This is a genomic window from Streptomyces sp. NPDC085524 (genome assembly GCF_044541755.1).
In the GTDB taxonomy this organism is placed as follows: Bacteria; Actinomycetota; Actinomycetes; order Streptomycetales; family Streptomycetaceae; genus Streptomyces.
Window position 1 is genome coordinate 102542 of the sequence record NZ_JBITTH010000012.1, and the last position, 21762, is coordinate 124303.

The following is a 21762-nucleotide window of genomic DNA, read 5'->3' on the forward strand; positions in this document are numbered from 1 at the left end:
GCCTGAACCGGCGGACAGGACATGGCAGAACACGGCGGGACCGGACGGAGCCGGGCCGGGCTCGTGCGGCCGACAGCCCTACGGGGCCGGCGGCATGGCCTGACCGCCGATGCCCGCGGCGCCCGCGAGCTGGCCCTGCCACCAGGATTCGGCCTCCCGCCCGCTCAGCGCGGCCCAGTCGGGGGTCTGCTCCACCTGGGCGCGGCCGAGGCGGCGGGCCAGGGCCACCAGCTCGCGCCCGGCCGCGCCCCGCGCCTCCTGGTAGGCGTGCAGCAGTTCGTCCCACGAGGCGGCGGTGCGCCAGGCGGATTCGAAGACGGCCGCGTCCTGGAGGGCCTTGGCCGCTCCGCTGGTGTTGTGCGGCCGCACCACGGTGGCGGCGTCACCGGCGAGGAGGAGGCGCCCCGAGGTGGTCCGGGCGGTCTCCAGGTCGTAGATCGGCTGGACGAAGGTGTCCTCGGGCGGGGTGAGCGCGAGCAGGCGGGCCCAGTACGGAGGGAACTCGCGGTCGAGCAACTCGGCCAGACCGTCGGCGAGTTCCGCCGTCAGGCGGCCCGGCGGGAAGCTCGTCGGGTCGTCGAGGCGCAGGTTCCCGGACTGCGGGGGCTTCGCGTAGAGGACCCAGTTCACGCGGGTGCCGTCCGGGCCGGGGATGCGGTAGACGACGCAGCTCCCGCCGGGGAAACACACGGTGGTCACGGCGTCGGAGGGCCAGACGCCGGCGCCGAGTCCGTCCAGCAGCCGGGCGTCGAAGTTCCCGCGCCAGCAGACGTATCCGGCGTAGTGCGGCCGGGATCCGGGGCAGACCGCGTCGCGGACCACCGAGCGGTAGCCGTCGGCGCCGACGACCAGGTCGTGGCGTTCGGGAGCCCCTGCGGCGGCGCCGGCGTCCGCGAGCACCACCTCCGCCTGCCCGCCGTTCCCGGCGCCGCCCCCGGCGACGCCGGTCACCGTGACGCCCTGCCGGTAGACCACGGAGGCGGGCGTCGCCTCGCGCAGTCCGCGCCACAGCAGGCCCCAGTGGTACGAGTGGAAGGGGAACGGCTGCTCCCAGAACAGCTTCCCGGCGGGCGCCGCCCCGTCCCGCACCACCCACCGGCGGCGGGTCAGCCGGTGGGTGGCGATCCCGGGGGGCAGTGTGCCCATGGCGGCGAGTTCGGCGGCCCGTTCGTCGTGGACGCACAGTCCCACTCCCCGGTCGGCCATCCGCCCGCCGGTGCGCTCGAAGACCACCACCCGCTCCGCACCGGCCCGCGCGGCCGCCGAGGCGAACGCGCAGCCCGCGATGCTCCCGCCGACCACTGCCACCGTTCCGCCCCGCATGCCCGCTCCTTCGTCCCGTCCCGCGCCGCCGGACCCTGCACGGCCCGGCGGATGCCGGATCCGCCGCCCCCATGCTGTCGGCCCGGCGGCGGGGAAGGCGAGGGCCGGCCCGAGTATGGCGTCCGATCGGGTGTATCGGGCCGGGAATCGACGCCGCCCGGGCCCGGTCGACGGCCCGGCCCGGTCGACGGCGGGGCCCTGTCGCCGGCAGGGCTCGGACGACGGCAGGGCTCGGACGACGGCAGGGCTCGGACGCCGCTCCGGCTCAGTCGCCGGCCGGGCTCGTCCCGGCCCGCCGGGCGCGGGAGCCCAGGCAGCCGAGGTGGTCGCCCGTGATCGGGGCGCCGTCGAGGGTGTTCCGGTCGTACGTCACCTTCTTGACGCCCACGGTCCGGGTGCCGACGGCCACGTCGAAGTACCCGTCCTGGCCGGGGACGACCTGGCGCCGGGCTCCGGGCATGGCCGCCGCCAGGGTCGCCGCGTCGTCCTCCCGCCCGGGGGCGTAGCGGATCACCGGGGGGCCGGCCGGGCGGCGCGCGGGGGCCGTCGCCGAGGTGTCGGTGACGGCGAATCCGGCGGCGGCCAGCGCCGCGGCCACACCGGCCTCGTCCACACGGACCTTGATGCCGGCCGGGTTGGTGCGCGCCGGGGTCTCGGGGGCGGGCTGGATCCGGGTGTCGCCCTTGATCCGCCGGTCCGCCGCCAGCGCGTCCCACAGGGCGCGGGAGCGCTCCTCGTCCCAGACGAGGGTGGATCCCACGCCGGGAACCCGGTTGTCGAAGAGCCTGATCGGGACCGTGGCGAACTCGGTCCGTTCCGGGCTCAGCCTGCCGAGCGCCATACCGATGCGGACCAGGTCCGCGACGTCCGTGCCCGCGTCGGTGCGCACGGACCTGAGCAGGGTCCGTGCGGTGTCGGCCGCCGCCACCGGGTCGGCAAGCGCTCCTTCGACGGTGAGGCGGCTCAGCAGGTCGGAGACCGCGCGCTGCTGGCGCCGGACCCGGCCGAGGTCGCCGGGGTGCTCGGTGTGCCGGGCCCGGACGTAGCGCAGGGCGATCCGGCCGTTGGCGTTGTGGATGCCCGGGGTCAGGTCGAGTCCGGAGTTCTCGTCCTGGAGGTGCTTGTCGGTGCACAGGGTCGCTCCGCCCAGGCCGTTGATCGCCTGTTCGAAGCCGGAGAAGCCGGTCTCGAGGTAGTGGTCGACGTGCAGGCCGGTGACCTGCTCGACGGTCTTGACCGTGAGGGGCCCGCCGCCTCGTTTGTACGCACCGTTGATCTTGCCGCGGACTCCGGATCCGTCCGCGTACTCGACGTACGAGTCACGGGGGATGGACACCACGCTCGCCCGGCGGCCGTCCTGCGACAGGTGCACGAGCATCATGACGTCGGTGCAGTTGCACCCGGCGCCGCCGACGTGCAGCCGGTCCTTCTCCGCCTTGGACAGCCCCTCCCGGCTGTCGATGCCGACGACGAGGATGTTCGTCCCCCGGCCGGCGGCGGGGCCAGCGGCCGGCGGGCCGGCCCAGGCAGCACCGGAGACCAGTGTGGTGAGGAGGGTCAGGGCGGTGGCAAGACGGAGCATCGGACACTCCAAGGCAGCCGGGGCCGACGCGTCGACGTGTCGCCGGCCGGATGGTCGGAGGCCGACGGTAGCGACTCCGGAACACTGCGCTCCGGTTACACGCCGGAGGCTGGTCCTGTCGGGGCACCGTCCGGGCGGTAGTGGAGGGACACGTCGTCCCGTGCGGGCCGCGCACGTCCCGCGGGACCGGCGGCGAAGGCGCGCAGCACGTTCTCGGTGACGGTGCGCGTGAACCTCCCGGTCCGGGCGTCCAGTCCGTGCTTCACCTTGACGCCCGCCGTGCCCGCCTCCAGGGCTTCCACCCAGCGCATCGTGCCGGTCGCGAAGAGGCCCGCGCCGGACGGCAGCGAGGCGTACACGGCGTCCGCGTACGTGTGCCGGCCCTTCAGCACGACCGGCGAGTGGGCGAGGATCTCGACCGGCCGGGGCGTGGGGTACCTGAGGTCGATCCGGTCGTACTCGACTCCCACGAGGTGGGGGAAGGACTCCCCCGCACCGGCCCCGGTGCCCGCCAGCAGCCAGTGCCCGGGCCGGGTCACGACGAGGGGCGCATCGACCGGGTAGCCGCTGTAGATGACGCCCAGCAGGCTGCTCTCGGGGTCGGGGGACGGCCGGCCCCGGTAGTCGTTCGTGGGCGGCAGGCCGCGCCGGAATCCGGGGTCCGCCGCGTAGTCGTCCTTGTAGCAGACGAGGGTCCGGTCGGCCCCGACCGCGGTCTCCTGGAAGCGGACGCGCCGGTAGCAGCAGTTCGCCCCGAACACGGCCAGGTTCATGCCCTCGTCGCGGGCCGCGGTCACGTTGCGGCGCTGCTCGGGGCTCCAGTACTCGTCGTGGCCGGGCGAAAGGAGGGCCGCGGCCCCGCGCAGCAGGGCCGGGTCGCGGGCCACGTCGATTCCGGTGGCGTAGGCCAGCGGCGCCCCGATGCGCTCCGCGAGGGCGAGGAGCGGCGCCTCGTACGTGAGGAACTGGCCCGCGCCGCGGGCGTTCGTGTAGGGCCGGTCGAAGGTGACGGCGAGGGAGCGCGAGCCCCGCTTGCCGGTGGCGCCCTGGTACAGGTCCGCACCGCCCCAGCGGTTGTACGCCTGCCAGGTGCCGACCGCGTTGGCGAAGACCATCCGGCCGGCCGCCGAGGCGGAGCGCACGGTCACGGGGACGTACCGCTGCGCCCGTTCACCGCCCACGGTGTCCAGTCGCAGCAGGTAGTTGCCCTCCGGCCAGCCGGTGGTGTCTGCCTCGGCGGTCCGCCGCCACTCGGCGCGGGCGGTCCTCGTGGCCGGATCGACCTGCCGCGCGGGCTGGAGGACCCCGGGCAGCGCGGGCGAGCGCCACACCAGGCGGGCGCGGGCACCGCCGTACCAGCCCATGCGGTAGGCGGAGACGGTGTAGGAGGGCGCGGTCGTCGACACCCTCAGGCCGAGGGGCTCGCCCGGGAGCACGGAGGCGGCCTCGGCGAAGCCCTCGATCGCGCGGGCCCGGCCTGCGCGGGTGATCCTCCAGTCCGGATCGCCGGGGCGGCGGTTCTCGGCCGCCACGTCGAGGCCGGACGGCGCGGCCGCGGGCGCCACGGCCGCGGGCCCCTGCCCTGCGGCTGACGGGAGGTGTGCGGGCGCGGCGGCCGCGGGCAGCGGCGCCGATGCGACGAGACCGGCCGCGAGCCCGAGCACCCGGCGGCGGGCGGGACCCTCGCGGTGCCGGGGAGCCGCAGGTCCGGAGTCCTCGGTCCGTCCCATGGCCACTCCTCGTCCAGGGCCCGCTGCCACAGGCGGAGCCGGCCCGGTCACCGTACGTCACCCCGGTCCGGCCCCTCGGGCAGCGGCGGGCAGCGGCGTGTCCTCCTCCGTCTCCTCCGGCGATCGGACGGGCCGGTCTCCGGGGCCGAATGGTCCCCGCCTGAGACAATTGGCACGAGAAGTGGTGAACGTGAACCGATCGCGAGGACCCGCAGGTCCGGCGCAGCAGGAGGCCACGAGGCCGTACGGGGTGCCCGGGCGGGCGCCGGGGCCGGGGCTCCGCGCCGTCCCGGCGGGGGCACGGGCCGACGCCGTGCTGCCGGTCCCGCTCCGGCGCCGCGGCACGGGCCGCCGTGACCGCCCACGGCCGAGGACGGCCTCGCAAGCAGGTGAAAGGTGAATTCCATGACCGCTCCGCTCCTGGACGCCCCCGCCGTCGTCGCCCTCGTCGAGGACGCGATCACGGCGCCCTCCATGCACAACGCCCAGCCGTGGAGATTCGTCTTCCGGCCGGACACGGGCATCGTCGAGGTGCACGGGGATCCGGAGCGGACCATGCCGCAGGCCGACCCCGATCGCCGGGCCCTCCACCTGAGCTGCGCCGCCGCGCTGTTCAACCTGCGCGTGTCCGCCGTCCACGCGGGCTGGGGGCCCGTCGTGGACCTGCTGCCGGACAGCGGCGATCCCTGGTTCCTGGCGTCGGTGGCCCTCCGGACGCCCACGTCCGCCGACGCCGACCTCTCCCCCCTGCACCCCGCTCTGCGGCGCCGTCACACCAGCCGCTTCCCCTTCACGGAGGAGGAGGTCCCGGGTCCGCTGCTGGACGCCCTGCGGGCCGCCGCGCTCCTGGAGGGGTGCCGCCTGGCCGTGCCCGACGCCTGGCACACCGAGACGCTGCTGGGCCTCGTCCACGATGCGGAGCACCGCGAGGACGCGGATCCCGCACTGCGGGCGGAGACCACCGCGTGGACGGGTACGGGCGCACCCGGCGAGGAGGCCCGGCCGGACGGCATCCCGGCGGAGGCCTTCGGTCCCGTGCGGTCCGGCCCGGGGGCCACCGTGCGCGACTTCGGCCGCGCGCGGCCCGTGCCGCGCCGGGGGTGGGCGGTCTTCGAGCGCCGGCCCCAGATCGCGCTGCTGGGGACGGCGGGCGACACCCCCCGGGACTGGCTGCTGGCGGGCCAGGCCATGCAGCGGGTCCTGCTCCAGGCCACGGCGGACGGGCTGGTCACCTCCATGACCTCGCAGCCCCTGGAGTGGCCGGAGCTCCGTCCGACGATGCGCGACCCCCTGGCGGGGATGAGCCACGTCCAGATGGTGATCCGGCTCGGCTACGGCCCCGTCGGCCCCACGACGCCGAGGCGCCCCGTGGCCGACGTGCTCGACACGCGCTGAACACCGCGAGCGGATACGCCGGCGGTCCGGCCGCTGCGGGCCGGACCGCCGACGTACGGGGACGGGTGCTCACTCGGTCGCGTGCGTCCAGCTCGTGCACAGGGCCCAGATGATGAACACGTCGACCGCGATGATGATGAGGGACCACCAGGGCTGGTACGGCAGCCACATGAAGTTGGCGATCACGCTCAGGCCCGCGAGGCCGATGCCCGCGCCCCTGGCCACGTTCGAGCCGGCGAACAGGCCCAGACCGGTGAGGACGAGGAGGATTCCGATGATCAGGTGGATCCATCCCCATGCCGTCAGGTCGAATTCGAAGACGTAGTTGCCGATGCGGGCGTACACGTCGTCGTTGGCGATGGCGCCGATGCCCTGCAGGATCGCGAGGCATCCGGTGACCAGGAGGAGCACCGCGGCGAATACCGTGCCTCCCCTCCCGGCGCCGTCCACCGGATCTCCGGTGTACGGCATGCTGCCCGGCGCAGGGCCGGTGTTCCAGTTCCCCCCGGTCGGAGTGGGCTGACCCATGGAACTCACCTCACAGTTGGCGGTAGTGCGCCGGACCGTTTTCTCCTGCCAAACGATCGCCCGACGGACCGCTCCGGGTGATCACCCGGAGCGGGTGGTCTTCGGTTCAGACAGGCAGCTGGCGCATTTCGAGCACCCGCAGACCCAGTGCCTGGAAGCGGGTGAGGAGCCCGTACAGGTGGGCCTCGTCCGCAACGGTGCCGAGGAACAGCGTCTGTTCCCGGACGGGAATCCTGTCGAGTTCGGGGAAGTTCGCGGCGAGTGTCTCCGGCACCACGCCCGAGATGCGGAATTCGTAGCGCATGGGGCACACCCACTTCTCTCGAACGGCTGACGCCCGGCTCCACAACGGCCTCACCTGCCATCCTCTGCCTCCGCCGGGCGGCATGGCATCGCCCGCCACGGGCGAGAAGCGCTCACAGCACCCCGAGGTCCTGGGCGCGGTGGACGGCCTCGCTGCGCCGGGTGACGGAGAGCTTGCGGTAGATGCTCTTCAGGTGGGTCTTGACGGTGTTCGCCGACACGTACAGCTCGGCCGCGATCTCCACCGTCGACAGCATCCGGGAGGCCTGCCGCAGCACCTCGATCTCCCGCGGGCTCAGCGGCTCCAGCAGGGCCGGCTGCCCGCCGGCCGGGGACGTGCCCGCGTGCGCCGGGCTCCCGGCGAGCAGCCAGCCGTGGCGCCGCGCCAGCTCCGGGTCCTGGTGCAGGGCCCGGCGCACCCAGGGCCCGCCCTCGGCGAAGATCCGCCGCAGCTCCTCCGGGCGGGCCAGCCCCAGGGCCTCGCCCAGTCGCCGCCGCGCCTCCTCGTGCGCTCCGGCCGCGGCGGCAACCTCCGCACGGAGCAGACAGGCCCTCGCCCGTACCGGTGTGCTGAGCCCGTCGTCCGCCGGGAGGGCCGCCAGCGCTTCCGAGGCGCGGTCGCCGCGCCCGGCTGCGAGCAGCGCCCGGGCGCGGGCCACCGCGTGCTCGGGCCGGCCGGCGGCCGCGCCGTCCACGCCGTCCAGGGCCTCGAGCGCGGCGGCCGCGTCACCGTGGGCCAGGTGTACGCCCGCCTCGGCAGCGGCCAGCTCCGCCAGCGCCCAGTCCTGCGGCGGCAGCGGGGCCCCGGCCGTCCCCACCGCGTGGAGGGTGCCGATCGCGGCCTGCCCGTCGCCCTCGGACACGGCGATCCGGGCGCCGATGACGGCGGCTTCCACCGCGGCCGCACGCTCCGGACGGGGGCCGCCGGCGGCGGTCGCCAGGTCGAGGTGGCCGCGGGCGGCCGCGAGGTCGTCGTGCTCGGCCGCGACTCCGGCCAGGACGAGGTGGGCGACCCCGGGGCGCCGCTCGGGCGGGAGTGCGGACTGCTCGGCGACGGCGAGCGCCGCGTGCGCGTGCGCGGCCGCCTGCCGCAGCCGGCCGCCCATCAGCTCGGTCAGGGCCAGCGAACCGAGCGCGTCGCAGAGCGGGTACTCCGTCCCCGGCGCCCCGCAGGCCTCGACGGCGGCGGTGAGGGCGGTCTCGGCCCGGTCGAGGCGCCCCGCACCGAGCTCGGCCGCGCCCAGACCCGCGAGCATCAGGGCCCGGATCTCGGGGTGCTCCGCGAGCAGCGGCCCGGGCAGTTCGCGGAGCAGGCGGTCGGCGTCGGCCGCCGCCCGTTCGGTGGCCGCCGGGTCGTCGGCCAGCCGGCCCGCGAGCACACCGACGAAGGCGCGGCTGAGCCTGGCCTGCGTACCGGACTCCTCGGTGAGGTACGAGTCCGCGCGCCGCAGCCCGGCCTCGCAGCCGGAAAGGTCCTGGTCGGGGAGGCGGCAGGCCGCCGCGACCAGTGCGGGCGCCGCGCCCGGCGTACCGGCCGGCATTCCGGCGAAGGCCCGGCCCAGCTGGTCGGCCTCCAGGCCGGTGAAGAGCCGTCCGACGGCGAGGCTGTCGATGAGCTGCCCCGACGCGAACTGCCAGTCCCCGCAGGCGGCGGCCTGGGCCACGGCCTCCGGGAGGCGCCCGGTCCGGGCGAACCAGCGCGCCGCCCGCCCGCGCAGCCGGGGCTCGAGGCCCGGCCGGCGCTCCCGCAGGTGGGCGCGGAGGACTTCGGCGAACAGGGGGTGCAGCCGGTACCAGGCCGAGGTCTCGACCTGTTCGAGGAACGCGTTGTCGCGGGCCAGCCCGGCGAGGGTGCGGGCGGCGTCGTCCCGGCCGGTCAGCGTGTCCGCGAGGTCGGGGTGGATCCGGTCCGTGACGCAGGCGCGCAGCAGCAGGTCCTGTGCGGGCCCCGGCTGCGCGTCGAGCACCTCTCTGAGGAGGTAGTCGGCGATGGTGGTGCGGTCGGCGGCGAACTGGCGCAGGAACGCCTCGGGGTCGGCGCTGCTCTGCATCGCGAGGGCGCACAGGCGCACTCCGGCCGCCCAGCCCTCGGTCCGCTCCATCAGCAGCCGGATCCCCGCCTCCGAGATCTCCAGCCGGTGTTCGCGCAGCAGCGCCTCGGCGTCCTCGTCGGTGAACCGCAGGTCCTCGTACCGGATCTCCGTGATCTCGCCGGCCGCGCGGTAGCGGTGCAGCGGCAGCAGGGGGTCCGTGCGGCTGGTGAGGACGATGCGCAGGCCTTCGGCGGCGTGCCGCAGTACGAAGTCCACGCCCTCGGTGATGGCGGGTGCCTCGGCCGTGTCGAACTGGTCGAGGACGAGGACCGCGGGCCGCTCGGACCCGGCCAGCGCGTCCGCCAGGCGCACCAGGAAGGACCGGGTCACCCCTTCGGCGCGGGTCGGCCTGCCCACCCCGGCGGGCAGCACCGCCCCGCCCCGGTTCAGGGCCTCCAGGACGTACGCCCAGAACGCGCCGGGGGCGTCGCCGGGCTCGGCGGTCAGCCATGCGGTGGGGCCGGGCGCCATCCGCTCGGCGACCCAGTGGGCGGCGAGCACGGTCTTGCCCGAGCCGGCCGGACCGTTGACGAGGGTGAGCGGCCCCTCCACGCCGGCGGTCAGACGCTTGAGCAGTCCGCTCCGGTGGACGAGGTGCTTCGGCACGGCCGGCACGGTGAACCTGACCGTGAGCATGGGGTCACCGGTCGTCGCCGGGACCCCTGGTACCGCAGGTACGGACTGTGATCGGCCCACGGCATCCACTCAAGCCGTGATCGGTGGTGATCACCAGTCGTGTCACCTGGCCCGGGTGAGGCACCGGCCCCGGCGCCGCGCGACCGGGACTCCCGGACCCGTCCGGACCGTGCCCCGTGCTTCACCCCCGCGGGGTGAGGCGGCACCTGCGCCCGGCGCCACATTCTTGGAGCAGTCCCGGCACGGACACCCGCGCGAAGGCATCCGCATCGCGCCGGCGCGATGGTGGAACCGACGGGCACCACGATCGACGGGAGAACGGCATGAACGGCGCGACGCTCGACCTGGCCTACGACTATCCGGTGCTGAACGTGTTCTGGACCACGCTGATGATCTTCATCTGGATCCTGTGGTTCATGCTGCTCTTCCGCATCATCGGCGACATCTTCCGCGACGATGACCTGAGCGGCTGGGGCAAGGCCGGATGGTGCGTGTTCGTCGTCTTCCTGCCCTTCCTCGGCGTCTTCGTCTACCTCATCGCCCGCGGGCGCGGCATGGGCATGCGCGAGATGCAGCGGGTGCAGCAGAACGAAGCGGCCTTCCAGGCCTATGTGCGCGAGAGCGCCGGGACCCCGACCAGCCACGCCGAGGAACTGTCCAAGCTCGCCGACCTCAAGAACCGCGGCGACATCACGCCCGCCGAGTACGAGCAGGCCAAGGCCAAGGTCCTCGCGAACTGAGGGCCGCCCGGAGACATGCCGACGAGTACACGCGAGGAAGGACAAGGGACATGGAAGTGGGAGCTGTCGACTACGTGGTCATCGCCTTCCCGGGCAACCGGTTCCGCGGCGAGATCGTCCCGGAGCTGAAGGCGCTCGTGGCGAGCGGCACGGTACGGATCCTCGACCTCACCTTCGTCAAGAAGGACGCGGACGGAGAGGTCACCTACATCGAACTCGACGCGCTGGAGCCCGACGAAGCCTCGGTGTTCGACGACATCGAGGGCGAGATCGGCGGCCTGTTCAGCCATGAGGACCTCGAGCTGATCGCCGAGGAACTGGTGCCGGACTCGGCGGCCGCGATGCTGGTCTGGGAGAACACCTGGGCCGCCGGCATCACCAGTGCCATTCGCAGGGCCGGCGGTCAACTCGTCGCACACGAGCGCATCCCGGCGGCCGTCGTCGAGCAGGCGTACGAGAACGCATCGTGAAGGAAGGGTGAGGACCATGCTAGGACGCCGCCTCGCGCGGGGAGGACGACCGGGCATCGTCGGTGTCGCAGCGCGCACCGCCGTGGTCGCCGGAACCGCTACAGCCGTATCCGGCCGTGTCGCCCGGCACCAGGCCGAGCGCGCCGCCGCGCAGCAGACCGTCGAACAGCAGCAGTACGAGGCACCGCCGCCCGCCGCGCCCGCCGCCGCAGCCGGTGGGATGACCGACGAGACGCTCGACGCCCTGGAGCGCCTGGGCAGGCTGCACGAGCAGGGCGTGCTCACGGACACGGAATTCGCCGTCCAGAAGGACCGCCTCCTGCGGGGCTGAACGCCCCGCATGAACGGGCCTGCCGGGGGCAGCCGCTCCGTATGCCGACGCGGATCCAGGAGGTGGGTCGTATGGCAGGCGGCGTCACGGAGCAGGACGTGGTCGAGGTGATCCTCGAGGACCACCGCACGATGGAGGACCTCTTCCGCCGGATGCGGAGCGTCGAAGACGACCGCGCGGGAGCACTGGAGGCGTTCTCCTCCCTGCTCATCGCGCACGGCGAGGCGGAGGAGGCCGAGGTCTACGGAGCGCTCAAGCGCTTCAAGGACGTCGACAACGAGGAAGTGGAGCACGGCGAGGAGGAGCACGCCGAGGGCAACAAGGCGCTCCTGGCGCTGCTGGAGGTCGACGAGGTCGGCTCCGAGGAGTGGGACGAGCGGCTGGAGGACCTGGTCGAGGCGGTCTCCCACCACGTGGACGAGGAGGAGCGCACGATCCTCAACGGAGCCCGGGAGAACGTCCCGGACGAGCGGCGGGCCGAACTGGGCGGCGCCTTCCTGCGGGAGCGCGAACAGCAGCTGTCGTCCGGCTGCGGCAGCATCGAGAACGTGCGCAGGATCGTCAACGGCAAGTGACCACGGGGGCGGGGAGGTTCAGGCCAGCGGGTTGTGGCCGGCCGGTACCTCCTCGCCGGGAGCGACCGGCCCGGGAGCCGTGCCGTCGCCGAAGGGGCGTCCGCCCAGGCCGGCCCGGTCGTGCGGGGTGAGCCAGCCCGCCGGATCGGGGCCGGCCGGCACGATGCCGGTCGGGTTGATGTCGTCGTGGACCAGGTGGTAGTGCCGCTTGATGTGGTCGAAGTCGACCGTGTCGCCGAAGCCCGGTGTCTGGAACAGGTCCCGCGCGTACGCCCAGAGCACCGGCATCTCGCTCAGCTTCTGCCGGTTGCACTTGAAGTGCCCGTGGTAGACGGCGTCGAAGCGGACGAGGGTGGTGAACAGCCGCACGTCCGCTTCGGTGATGGTGTCGCCGACGAGGTAGCGGGAGCGTTCGAGCCGGTCCGACAGCAGGTCGAGCCGGCCGAAGAGCCGCCCGTAGGCCTCCTCGTACGCCTCCTGGCTGCCGGCGAACCCGGCCTCGTAGACCGCGTTGTTGACGTCCCGGTAGACGACGTCGTTCACGTCGTCGATGTGCGCCCGCAGCGCGGGCGGGTAGAGCTCCGGCGCCCGCGGGCGCTGGTAGGCCGTCCACTCCAGCGACATGTCCAGCGTGATCCGCGGGAAGTCGTTGGTCACCACCTGCCCGCTCGGGACGTCCACGACCGCCGGGACCGTGATCCCGCGGTCGTAGCCGGGATCGCGCGCCAGGTAGGCGTCCCGGAGCCGCGCGATGCCGAGCACCGGGTCGCGCCCGCCGGGGTCGAGGTCGAAGGTCCAGCTGCGCTCGTCGTGCACGGGTCCGGCGACGGCCATGGGCAGCGCGTCCTCCAGCCCGAGCAGCCTCCGTACGATGATCGCCCGGTTCGCCCAGGGGCAGGCCCGGCTGACCACCAGGCGGTAGCGGCCGGGTTCCACCCGGTAGCCGTCGCCGCCGTCGGCGGTGATCCGGGTGGTGATGTACCGGCTGTCCCGGGTGTATCCCCGGCCGCGGCTCACGTAGCTCATGCCCGGCGCCTACCCGCGATGCCGGCCCGTACCGCCCCCGGTGGCAGGGGTTTCGGAGCGGCGGGAGCGGCAAGGTGCCCGCTGTGGCGGCCGGGTCCCGCATCCGTCCGCAGGTACGGGCGTTGTCGCCGCGAGTGAGCGAGGCCCCCATGAACAGTCATCCTGTCCTCCGGCCGGGCCGTCCGGGTGGTCCGCCTCCCCCGGAAGGCCTCGGTCCGCCGACGCCGTCCGACGGCCCTCTCCCCAGGGACCACACCCAGGCGATCCTGGAGGTCACCAAGCACGTGGCGGCCCTGCTCAAGCAGTCCGGGCAGCCCTTCGCGCTCGCCGGCAGCGTGGCCACGTTCGCGCACGGGGTGCCCGCCCGCTTCCAGCACGACACGGACTTCTGCGTGCGCCACGAGGACGCGGACGCCGTCATCGAGACGCTGGAGGCCGGCGGCATCGCCCTGCGCAGGGCCCCGGAGGACTGGCTGGTCAAGGGCAGCTCCGGCGGGGAGGAGATCGACCTGATCTTCGAGCTCGCCCGCAAGCCGGTCAGCACCGAGCTGCTCGACCGGGCGACGGTGAAGGCGGTGGACTCGGTCTGGATGCCCGTGCTCTCGCCGACCGACCTCATGGACAGCCGTCTGGCCGCCCTGTGCGAGCACTACTGCGACTTCGGCGACCTCCTGCCCATGGCCCGGATGCTGAGGGAGCAGATCGACTGGGTCCGGCTCGACCGCGCCCACCGGGCCGATCCGCTGCCCGACGCCTTCCTGTACCTCCTGGAACGCCTCCGTGTCATCGACCCCCGCGAGGTGACGTCATGACGTACGCCGACGCCGTCGAATACCGCGTGGAGCACCTCCGCGACCGCCTGGCGCGCGAGGACGTGTCCGAGCTGGGCGCGTGCGTCGAAGTACGCGGCTCCGGGGTGTTGATCAGGGGGGCCGTCTCCGACCCGGGCATCCGCGCGGCCGTCCTGCGGATCGCCGCGGAGGAACTGGCGGGCGTGCACTGGCAGGAGGACCTGACCGTCAACCACGCGGGACCCCCCGCTCACGCCGAGGAGTTGTCGTGATCCGCGTAGCCGCCGTCGGCGACATCCACCTCGGCCCCGGCAGCGCGGGGGTGCTGCGCCCGGCCTTCGACACCCTCGGAGACTGCGCGGACCTGCTGCTGCTGGCGGGCGACCTCACCCGGCACGGCACTCCGGAGGAGGCCCGGGTCGTGGCCCGCGAGGTGTCCGGGCTGCCGCTGCCCGTGGTCGCCGTCCTGGGGAACCACGACTACCAGAGCGACCAGCAGGACCTCGTCGCCGGGGAACTGGCCGCGGAAGGCGTCCGCGTCCTCGAGGGCGAGGGCGTCGTCCTCGACATCGGCGGTACGAGGGTCGGCGTGGCGGGGACCAAGGGGTTCTGCGGCGGCTTCGCCGGGCGCAGCGGCAGCGAGTTCGGCGAGCCGGAGATGAAGGCGTTCATCCGGTACACCCGCAGCTGCGCGCAGGGCCTGGGCCGGGCGCTGCACGAACTGCGTGCCGAGGGCAGCGTGCTGAGGATCGCGCTGACGCACTTCTCGCCGGTGCCGGACACCCTGGCGGGCGAACCGCTGGAGATCTATCCCTTCCTCGGGAGCTACCTGCTGGCGGAGGCCGTGGACGAGGCGGGTGCCGATCTCGCCGTGCACGGGCACGCGCACCTCGGCACGGAACACGGCACGACGGCGGGCGGGGTGCGGGTCCGCAACGTCGCGATGCCCGTGATCGACCGCGCCTTCGCGCTCTACTGCCTGACTCCCGGCAACGGGCACCGGCAGGCGGCCGGCCGGCCTCCACCCGTTTGAGCACGCGGGTTCAGGGCAGGCGCCGCTTCGAACGTCCGAACGAGACGGCCGGCCCCGGCCCTGTGGAGGATGCGATGTCCACCAGCACACTTCTCGCCATTCTGATCCCGGTCGCCGTCGTCCTGGTCCTCGCCGGAATCGCCGCCTGGATGTACCAGCGGCGGCGCCGGCTGCAGGATCGCTTCGGTCCGGAATACGAGCGCACCGTCGAAAGCACGGGCAGCAGGCACGCGGCCGACACGGAGCTGCACAAGCGCCAGGCACGGCACGACGACCTCGACATCAGGGAACTCCCCGCCGAGGAGCGGCACCGCTACACCGAGGCCTGGAACACCGTTCAGCAGCGGTTCGTCGACCGCCCGGAGGGCGCGGTGTCGCAGGCGGACGACCTGATCACCCGCGTGATGCGCGACCGTGGCTACCCCACCGCCGGATACGACCAGCAGCTGCGCGAACTGTCCGTCGAACACGGACGCACCCTGGAGCACTACCGCGCGGCGCACGAGGTCAACGAACGCAGCGGCAAGGGACAGGCAACCACGGAGGAGCTGCGCGGGGCGATGGTGCACTACCGCGCGCTCTTCGACGAACTGGTCGGAACGGCGAGGTGACGGGACATGCACGAGGACGAAGAACGGCGCACGGAGGAACAGGGCCTGACCACGGAGCAGTTCGCCCGGTCCGGAGACCAGGCGCAACCGCCGTTGTATCCCGGTGAGGCCACCGCCGACGACACCCGCGCGGCGGACCGCGGCGAGATGCGGCAGGAGGCCGATCTGACCGACGCGGAGGAAGGCGCCTACGGGGAGGGCCCGGGCTCCCGGGACGAAGCGTCCGCGGGCGGGGAAGCCGCCGGGGAAGCCGAAGCGCTGCTCCCCGAACGGGAGGCCGAGGGCTACCGGAAGACCTGGGGCGAGATCCAGGGCCGCTTCGTGGACGACCCGCAGGGTGCGGTGCGCGAGGCCGACGGCCTGGTCGCCGAGGTCATGCAGGCGCTGGCCGGCGTGTTCTCCGAGCACAAGAAGGAGCTGGAGGGCCAGTGGCAGCAGGGCGAGCAGGTCGCCACCGAGGAGCTGCGGCTGGCCCTGCAGAAGTACCGGTCCTTCTTCGGCCGGCTCCTGCGCACCTGACGCCCCCGGGACCGCCCCCGCCGTCCGGGGGCGTTCTCCTGAGCGCTCCGTGGCCGTCGGCTGCGGTGCGTATCGCCCGTACGGGACGGGGTTAGGCGGGCCGCACGGGGGCAGGCGCCGGGCATGACGTTCACGCATCCGGCGAAGAAGGGCGAACCCGGGCGGCTCGGCCGCTTCGAGAAGCTGGCGGAACTCGCCTCGAACTTCACGAGCTCCGCGTTCTTCTCGTTCCTGTGCGTCCTGCTGGTGGCGGCCTTCGCCACCGTGCACCTGTTCCGTCTGCCGATGGAATGGCAGCACCTCGCCGGAGACGCCATGGGCGCGGTGTCGCTGCTGTTGCTCGCCCTGCTGAAGAACTCCGAGCGCCGGGCCGAGCACGCCATCCAGCGCAAGCTGGACGCCATCGCCGCGGCACTCCTGGAGCAGCAGGAAGGGGCCTGGAGTTCGGCCCACCGGGAGCTGGAGGACGCCATCGGCATGGAGGAACAGGACTGGCCGGCGGGAAGCCGGTAGCCGCGACGCCGGACAGGAGGAGAGAGCCGAATGGACCGGACCACAGAGCCTGAGCCGGAAGGCCCCGCACCCGTACCCGAGAGCCCTGATCCGGTCCCGCGCGATCCCCGGCCCCGGGACCCCGGCGACCGCCCGCCCGAGCCCTCCCCGCAACCGCCCGAGCCTTCACCCGGAGAGCCCCCGGCCGTGCCGGAGCCGCCCGACTGACCGGCGAACGCCGGGACTCCGCCCGCTGCCCACACCGCACCCCCTGCGCCATTCGGCAGGGGGTGCGGTGTGGCAGCGGGCGGAGTGCGGGAACAGATGCCGCCGATCCGCGCCCGCCGATCCGTTCCCCGCCTGCCGAAAGGTCGCCCCATGCACTTCACCCTTCGTAAGGACCTCGGGCTGCTCGCCCTGCGCCTCGCGGCAGGCGGCGTACTGATCGCGCACGGCACGCAGAAGCTCTTCGGCTGGTTCGGCGGGGGCGGCATCGACGGCACCGCCCAGGCGATGGAGCACATGGGCTTCACCCCGGGCCGGCAGAGCGCAATCGCGGCCGGACTCGGAGAGGCGGGCGGCGGCGCCCTGCTCGCGCTCGGGCTCGCCACTCCGGCGGCCGGTGCCGCGGCGGCGGGCGCCATGGCGGGGGCCGTTTCCGTGCACGCGCCCGCCGGATTCTTCGCCCAGGGCGGCGGCTTCGAGTACCCGGCCTTCCTCGGGTCCGTGGCGGCCTGCCTCGGCGTCACCGGGCCCGGGCGCCTCTCGCTCGACCACGTCAGCGGGCACCGGCTCGACCGTCCCGCGGTGATCCTGGTGGCCTTCGGGCTCAGCGCGGCCGCCGCGACCGTCGTGGTCAGGCGGCGCATCGCCGCGATGGAGGCACCGGCCGGACCGGACGACGCGTCCTGACCCGGCGGATCCCACGGGCCCGCATGGCCGGGGCGCGGCTCCACCGCTCGCGCCCCGTACCCCGGGTCTGCCCACGCCCGGGCTGCTCACACCTCCGGCCCGCTCACACCTCCGGCCCGCTCACACCTCCGCCGGGCACGCCTTCCCGGCGCGGCACGCTCCCGGCGGCTACGGTGACGGAATGGAACAGCGGATCAGCCTGGTCACCCTGGGGGTCGCCGACGTGGCCCGCGCCAAGGGGTTCTACGCGGCACTCGGCTGGCGCGGCACCGAGGTCGAGGAAACGGTCTTCCACCAGGCGGGCGGTCTGGCCCTGGTCCTGTGGGACCGCCGGAAACTGGCCGCGGACTGCGGGCTGCCCGACGCCCCGCCGGCCTCCGGCTTCGGCGGCATCGCCCTGGCGCACAACGTACGCACGGACGCGGAGGTCGACGTCCTGCTCGACGCCGCCGCGCGGGCCGGCGGCACCGTCACCCGGCCCGCCGCCGTCAACGCGATCGGCTTCTACTCGGGTGTCTTCACCGACCCCGACGGCCACGCCTGGGAAATCGCCCACAACCCCGGCTTCACCCTGGCCGAGGACGGGTCCCTGATCCTGCCCGACTTCGGGGCGGGCGTCTGAGCCTGCGGCAGGCCCTAAATTGCCGCGCACCGCGGCGCGTTCGCTCACTACACTCGCCTCACGCGCTGCCGTCGGGGCATCGCGCCGCCTCATGCCGAGTGGAGAGAAAGGGGAGCCGAGCCATGTGCGTCCACCGCACCGCCGCCTTCGCTCCCCGGTCCCGGTACGACGTGATCCCGGTGTCTCGGAGCGTGCGGTGCCGGCCGCGCGGCCGTCACCGTATGCCCGTGACGCACAGCTGAGTCCGGCTCGTCCCGGCTCGGTTCACCTCTGCTCATCCGAGTTCGCCCCGCCCCTGCGGCCTCCGGCCGCCGCGGCGGGTCCGCGTCCGGGAATCGCGCTGCCCTCTTCCTCGTCATCCGAAAGGCCTCGGGCCATGCGCAGCACCCCTCTCACCGCCGTCCGCAACCTGGGCATCCTCGCCCACGTCGACGCCGGCAAGACCACGATCACCGAACGCATCCTGTATGCGACCGGCGCCGTCCACAAACGCGGCGAGGTCCACGACGGCACGACCGTCACCGACTTCGACGCCCAGGAACGCGACCGCGGCATCACCATCTTCGCCGCGGCCGTCAGCTGTACCTGGGGCGGACACCGCATCAACCTCATCGACACCCCGGGGCACGTCGACTTCGCCGACGAGGTCGAGCGTTCCCTGCGCGTGCTGGACGGGGCGGTCGCGGTGTTCGACGCCGTCGCCGGAGTGGAGCCGCAGAGCGAGTCGGTGTGGCGCCAGGCCGACCGGTACGGGGTGCCGCGGATCGCGTTCGTGAACAAGCTGGACCGGGCGGGCGCCGACCTCGACAGGGCCGTCGCCTCCATCCGGGAGCGGCTCGGCGCCGTTCCGCTGGTGGTCCAGCTGCCCGTGGGCCAGGAGGACGCCTTCACCGGTGTCGTCGACCTGCCGGCGATGCGCGCACTGCTCTGGAGTGCCGGCTCCGACGCGTACGAGGTCGGTCCCGTCCCCGAATCCCTGCGGGAGGAGGCCCTGCGGCGGCGCCGGCTGCTCGAGGAATCGGTGGCCGAGCTGCACGCACAGGCCCTCGAGGAGTTCTGCGCGACGTCGGCGCTGACCGAACGGACCCTGGTCCGCGCGCTGCGGGAGCTGACGCTGAGCGGGGACGCCGTGGTGGTGCTCTGCGGTTCGGCGTACCGCAACCGCGGTGTCGAGCCGCTGCTGGACGCCGTACTGGCGTACCTGCCCTCGCCGGCGGACATGCCGCCGGTGCGCGGGACGGTGGCGGGCGGCGCGGAGCAGGAGCGCGCCCCCGACCCGGCGGAGCCGTTCGCGGCCCTCGCCTTCAAGGTGACGGCCACGGCCACGGGGCGGCTCACCTACGTACGGGTCTATGCGGGCACGCTGCGCAAGGGCGAGTCGGTACTTGATCCGGCGACGGGCCGTACCGAGCGCGTCGGCCGGATCCTGCGGGTGCAGGCCGACCGGCACGAGGAGCGGGAGGAGGCGTGCGCGGGCGACATCGTCGCGGTGATCGGGCTGAAGGCGGCCCGGGCGGGCACGACCCTGTGCGCGCCGGGGGCGCCGCTGGTCCTGGAACCGCCGTCGGTGGCCGACCCGGTGGTGTCGGTGGCGGTCGAGGCCCGGCGCAGCACCGACACCGGGCGGCTGGCTTCGGCGCTGGCGCGGCTGGTCGAGGAGGACCCCTCGCTGGCGGTGCGGTCCGACCCGGAGACGGGTCAGACGGTGCTGTCGGGGATGGGTGAACTCCATCTGGAGGTGGCGGTGGAGAAGGTCCGCCGCGCCCACCGGGTGGAGATCGAGGTCGGGCGTCCGCAGGTCTCGTACCGGGAGACCGTCGTGCACGGGGTGACCGGCCTGGTGTACCGGCACGTCAAACAGGACGGCGGCGCGGGGCAGTTCGCGCACGTCGTCCTCGATGTCGAGCCCCTGGAGGAGGCCGTGTTCGAGTTCCGGTCGACGGTCGTCGGCGGGCGGGTGCCGCAGGAGTACGCGCGTGCCGTGGAGGCCGGCTGCCGGGACGCCCTCGCCGAGGGTCCCCTGGGCGGTTACCCGGTGACGGGCCTGCGGGTCACGCTCACCGACGGGGCGACCCACTCCAAGGACTCCTCGGAGCCGGCGTTCCGCGCGGCGGGCCGGTTCGGCCTGCGCGAGGCGCTGCGCGCGAGCGCGGTGGAACTGCTGGAGCCGGTCGTGGAGGTGACGGTGAGCGTCCCCGAGGACGCCGTGGGTGGCGTACTGGGTGACCTCGCGGCCCGCCGGGGCCGGGTCTCGGCGTCCACCGCCGGGGCCGGAGCCGCCGTGGTCACCGCTGCCGTGCCGCTGGCCGAGCTCTTCGGCTACGCGTCCCGGCTGCGCGGCCGGACCCAGGGCCGGGGCACCTTCACCACCCGGCCGGCCGGTCTGGCGCCGGTTCCGGCCTCGGTGGCCGGGACCGTGCTGACCCGGTAGCGGGCGGGCCCCGCCTGGCCGGCCCATCCGGCCGGCCAGGCTGCCCTGCGCCGACCCGCGCCGACCCGCCCGTCCCGCTCCCCGGGACGGGCGGGTCCGGCCGGGGGCCGGGCATTAGGCTGCGGAGCCCGGGATCTTCGTACAACAGGCAAGGTGAACATGTTCGAGCCGGCGCAGGACAATCCGTACCCCGACACCCACGTCCTCGGCGAGGGGCCCGAGCCGCACCCGCTGCTGAAGCCCGTTCTCCCGCTGATCGGGCGCTGGCACGGCCGCGGGGAGGGCCAGTACCCGACCCTGGAGAAGGACTTCCGGTACGAGCAGGAGATCACCTTCAGCCACGACGGCCGGCCGTTCCTGCGCTACGAGGCACGGGCGTGGCTGATCGACGGCGACGGGGCTCCCGTACGCCCGGCGGGGCGCGAGGCGGGGTGGTGGCGGGTGACGCCCGACGCGACCCTGGAAGTCGTGCTCGCCCACCCGACCGGCATCGTCGAGACGTACGTCGGACGGGTCTCGGACACGGAGATCGAGATCGAGACGAAGGACGTGGCGCTGACCCCGCTGGCCAAGGTGGTCACCGGCACGCGGCGCCATTACGCCCTGCGCGAGGGGGAGATGACGGTCACCCACGACATGGCGGCGGTGGGCCGGCCGCTGCAGCACCACCTCACCACCCGGCTGCGCCGGATGCCCGTCTGAGATCACCCGGGTGCCCGGCCGGGCCTGCCGGGCAGCGGGCTCCGGCTCTTCCATAGTCGTCGCAGACCGTACGGAGGGTGAGGCGACGATGGTGGACCCGGGACGACGCGCCGCACTGGCGGCGCTTTCGCTGGCAGCGCTTTCACCGGCGGCCGCTGCGCTGGCGCCGTGTGCGGTCGCGTCGGCGGCGTCGCCGCCGACGCGGACGGGGCGTTCGGGCCCGGTACCGGTGCCGGCGGAGCTGCTGGGCCGGGAGATCCGCCGGATGCCCACCTCCCGCAAGGTGGTGGCGCTCACCTTCAACGCCGCCTGGGACGAGAGCGGGATCGGCACGGTCCTCGCCGAGCTGCGCCGCCGCAGGCTGTCCGCGACGTTCTTCCCGACCGGGCAGTTCGCCGAGGAGCACCCCGCCGCGGTCCGTGCCATGGGCGCCGCGCACGGTCTGGGCAACCATTCGCACAGCCACCCCTACTTCGACGACCTGAGCACGGCGGAGCGTGCGGACGAGGTCCGCCGCGCCGACGCGGCGATCCGCGCGGCCTCCGGTACGGAGCCGCTGCCCTTCTTCCGGTTCCCGTACAGCGCCACTTCCGAGGAGTCCGTGGCGGACGTCAACGACCTCGGGTACGCGGCCGTCGAGTTCACCACGGACACCAACGGCTACCTGGGGGCGGAGGGCGGTATGAGCGTGGACGAGGCCGTCGAGCGGGCCGTCGGCGCACTCGCGCCCGGCGCGATCCTCCAGATGCACGTGGGCAGCACCGGCGACGGGGTCGTCATCGACGCCCAGGCCCTCCCCCGGATCATCGACGCGGTCCAGGAGGAGGGTTACGAGGTCATCGACCTCCGCGGGCTGCTCGGCCCCACGGGCGCTCGCTGACTCCGGCCGAGCGGCGCCGTTCTGCCGGGTTAGGTTG

At 74.1% G+C, this 21762-nt stretch carries 23 protein-coding genes; 16 read left to right on the plus strand and 7 right to left on the minus strand.

Annotation, left to right across the window (positions count from 1 at the left end; all coding sequences use genetic code 11):
* Positions 1–78: 78 nt before the first annotated feature.
* The 3 genes from ACIGFK_RS20220 to ACIGFK_RS20230 all read right to left on the minus strand — a co-directional run bounded on the left by ACIGFK_RS20220 (position 79) and on the right by ACIGFK_RS20230 (position 4635).
* Entirely contained in the window at positions 79–1323 is a 1245-nt protein-coding gene (locus ACIGFK_RS20220) for an FAD-dependent monooxygenase (protein ID WP_400052965.1), read from the minus strand.
* 265 nt (positions 1324–1588) lie between these two features.
* Positions 1589–2905 (minus strand): LCP family protein, encoded by a 1317-nt coding sequence (locus tag ACIGFK_RS20225; protein ID WP_376656031.1) that lies wholly within the window; start codon positions 2903–2905, stop codon positions 1589–1591.
* A 95-nt stretch (positions 2906–3000) separates the two neighbouring features.
* Positions 3001–4635 carry a N,N-dimethylformamidase beta subunit family domain-containing protein gene (locus ACIGFK_RS20230; protein WP_376656030.1) on the minus strand — a complete coding sequence of 545 codons (1635 nt, stop codon included), beginning with the start codon at positions 4633–4635 and terminating at the stop codon, positions 3001–3003.
* A gap of 405 nt (positions 4636–5040) precedes the next feature.
* Here ACIGFK_RS20230 and ACIGFK_RS20235 point away from each other — a divergent pair, with 405 nt between their 5' ends.
* Positions 5041–6030 (plus strand): Acg family FMN-binding oxidoreductase, encoded by a 990-nt coding sequence (locus ACIGFK_RS20235; protein ID WP_376656029.1) that lies wholly within the window; start codon positions 5041–5043, stop codon positions 6028–6030.
* A 69-nt stretch (positions 6031–6099) separates the two neighbouring features.
* On the opposite strand, the gene ACIGFK_RS20240 is transcribed toward ACIGFK_RS20235, so the two are convergent.
* The 3 genes from ACIGFK_RS20240 to ACIGFK_RS20250 form a co-directional block, all read right to left on the minus strand.
* A complete protein-coding gene (locus ACIGFK_RS20240; protein ID WP_376661537.1) occupies positions 6100–6558 on the minus strand; it encodes a hypothetical protein in 459 nt (152 codons plus the stop codon).
* A 106-nt stretch (positions 6559–6664) separates the two neighbouring features.
* A complete protein-coding gene (locus tag ACIGFK_RS20245; protein ID WP_376661536.1) occupies positions 6665–6862 on the minus strand; it encodes a hypothetical protein in 198 nt (65 codons plus the stop codon).
* 112 nt (positions 6863–6974) lie between these two features.
* Complete coding sequence (locus tag ACIGFK_RS20250; RefSeq protein WP_400052968.1) at positions 6975–9590, minus strand: LuxR C-terminal-related transcriptional regulator; 2616 nt, start codon at positions 9588–9590, stop codon at positions 6975–6977.
* A gap of 323 nt (positions 9591–9913) precedes the next feature.
* On the opposite strand from ACIGFK_RS20250, the gene ACIGFK_RS20255 reads away from it, so the two are divergent.
* The 4 genes from ACIGFK_RS20255 (at position 9914) to ACIGFK_RS20270 (ending at position 11706) form a co-directional block, all read left to right on the plus strand.
* Complete coding sequence (locus ACIGFK_RS20255) at positions 9914–10330, plus strand: SHOCT domain-containing protein (protein ID WP_376661534.1); 417 nt, start codon at positions 9914–9916, stop codon at positions 10328–10330.
* Positions 10331–10380: 50 nt separating this feature from the next.
* Positions 10381–10800: a DUF6325 family protein gene (locus tag ACIGFK_RS20260; RefSeq protein WP_376661533.1), complete on the plus strand. Its 420-nt coding sequence runs from the start codon at positions 10381–10383 to the stop codon at positions 10798–10800.
* A 16-nt stretch (positions 10801–10816) separates the two neighbouring features.
* Positions 10817–11131: an SHOCT domain-containing protein gene (locus ACIGFK_RS20265; protein WP_376661532.1), complete on the plus strand. Its 315-nt coding sequence runs from the start codon at positions 10817–10819 to the stop codon at positions 11129–11131.
* A 71-nt stretch (positions 11132–11202) separates the two neighbouring features.
* Positions 11203–11706 (plus strand): hemerythrin domain-containing protein, encoded by a 504-nt coding sequence (locus tag ACIGFK_RS20270; RefSeq protein WP_400052971.1) that lies wholly within the window; start codon positions 11203–11205, stop codon positions 11704–11706.
* Positions 11707–11724: 18 nt separating this feature from the next.
* Here the strand turns inward: ACIGFK_RS20270 and ACIGFK_RS20275 are convergent, their stop codons facing one another.
* Complete coding sequence (locus ACIGFK_RS20275) at positions 11725–12732, minus strand: glutathione S-transferase family protein (RefSeq protein WP_376661530.1); 1008 nt, start codon at positions 12730–12732, stop codon at positions 11725–11727.
* Positions 12733–12881: 149 nt separating this feature from the next.
* Between ACIGFK_RS20275 and ACIGFK_RS20280 the strand changes: the two genes are divergently transcribed.
* The 11 genes from ACIGFK_RS20280 to ACIGFK_RS20330 all read left to right on the plus strand — a co-directional run bounded on the left by ACIGFK_RS20280 (position 12882) and on the right by ACIGFK_RS20330 (position 21725).
* Positions 12882–13544: a hypothetical protein gene (locus ACIGFK_RS20280; protein ID WP_376661529.1), complete on the plus strand. Its 663-nt coding sequence runs from the start codon at positions 12882–12884 to the stop codon at positions 13542–13544.
* A complete protein-coding gene (locus ACIGFK_RS20285) occupies positions 13541–13795 on the plus strand; it encodes a hypothetical protein (RefSeq protein ID WP_376661528.1) in 255 nt (84 codons plus the stop codon). The genes ACIGFK_RS20280 and ACIGFK_RS20285 overlap by 4 nt, the downstream gene beginning before the upstream one ends.
* A complete protein-coding gene (locus ACIGFK_RS20290; RefSeq protein ID WP_376661527.1) occupies positions 13792–14556 on the plus strand; it encodes a metallophosphoesterase in 765 nt (254 codons plus the stop codon). The genes ACIGFK_RS20285 and ACIGFK_RS20290 overlap by 4 nt, the downstream gene beginning before the upstream one ends.
* 74 nt (positions 14557–14630) lie before the next feature.
* Positions 14631–15167: a hypothetical protein gene (locus ACIGFK_RS20295; protein WP_400052974.1), complete on the plus strand. Its 537-nt coding sequence runs from the start codon at positions 14631–14633 to the stop codon at positions 15165–15167.
* A gap of 6 nt (positions 15168–15173) precedes the next feature.
* Complete coding sequence (locus ACIGFK_RS20300; protein ID WP_400052976.1) at positions 15174–15686, plus strand: hypothetical protein; 513 nt, start codon at positions 15174–15176, stop codon at positions 15684–15686.
* A 123-nt stretch (positions 15687–15809) separates the two neighbouring features.
* Positions 15810–16199, plus strand: a complete 390-nt coding sequence (locus tag ACIGFK_RS20305) for a hypothetical protein (protein WP_376661524.1) — start codon at positions 15810–15812, stop codon at positions 16197–16199.
* Between the two features lie 357 nt (positions 16200–16556).
* Entirely contained in the window at positions 16557–17090 is a 534-nt protein-coding gene (locus tag ACIGFK_RS20310; RefSeq protein WP_376661173.1) for a DoxX family protein, read from the plus strand.
* A gap of 181 nt (positions 17091–17271) precedes the next feature.
* Entirely contained in the window at positions 17272–17712 is a 441-nt protein-coding gene (locus ACIGFK_RS20315; protein WP_376661174.1) for a VOC family protein, read from the plus strand.
* A gap of 376 nt (positions 17713–18088) precedes the next feature.
* Positions 18089–20143 carry an elongation factor G gene (gene fusA / locus ACIGFK_RS20320; RefSeq protein WP_400052979.1) on the plus strand — a complete coding sequence of 685 codons (2055 nt, stop codon included), beginning with the start codon at positions 18089–18091 and terminating at the stop codon, positions 20141–20143.
* Positions 20144–20302: 159 nt separating this feature from the next.
* A complete protein-coding gene (locus ACIGFK_RS20325; RefSeq protein WP_376661181.1) occupies positions 20303–20845 on the plus strand; it encodes an FABP family protein in 543 nt (180 codons plus the stop codon).
* A 265-nt stretch (positions 20846–21110) separates the two neighbouring features.
* The gene (locus tag ACIGFK_RS20330) at positions 21111–21725 is read left to right on the plus strand and encodes a polysaccharide deacetylase family protein (protein WP_400052981.1); all 615 of its coding nucleotides are present in this window, start codon (positions 21111–21113) and stop codon (positions 21723–21725) included.
* Positions 21726–21762: the final 37 nt, after the last annotated feature.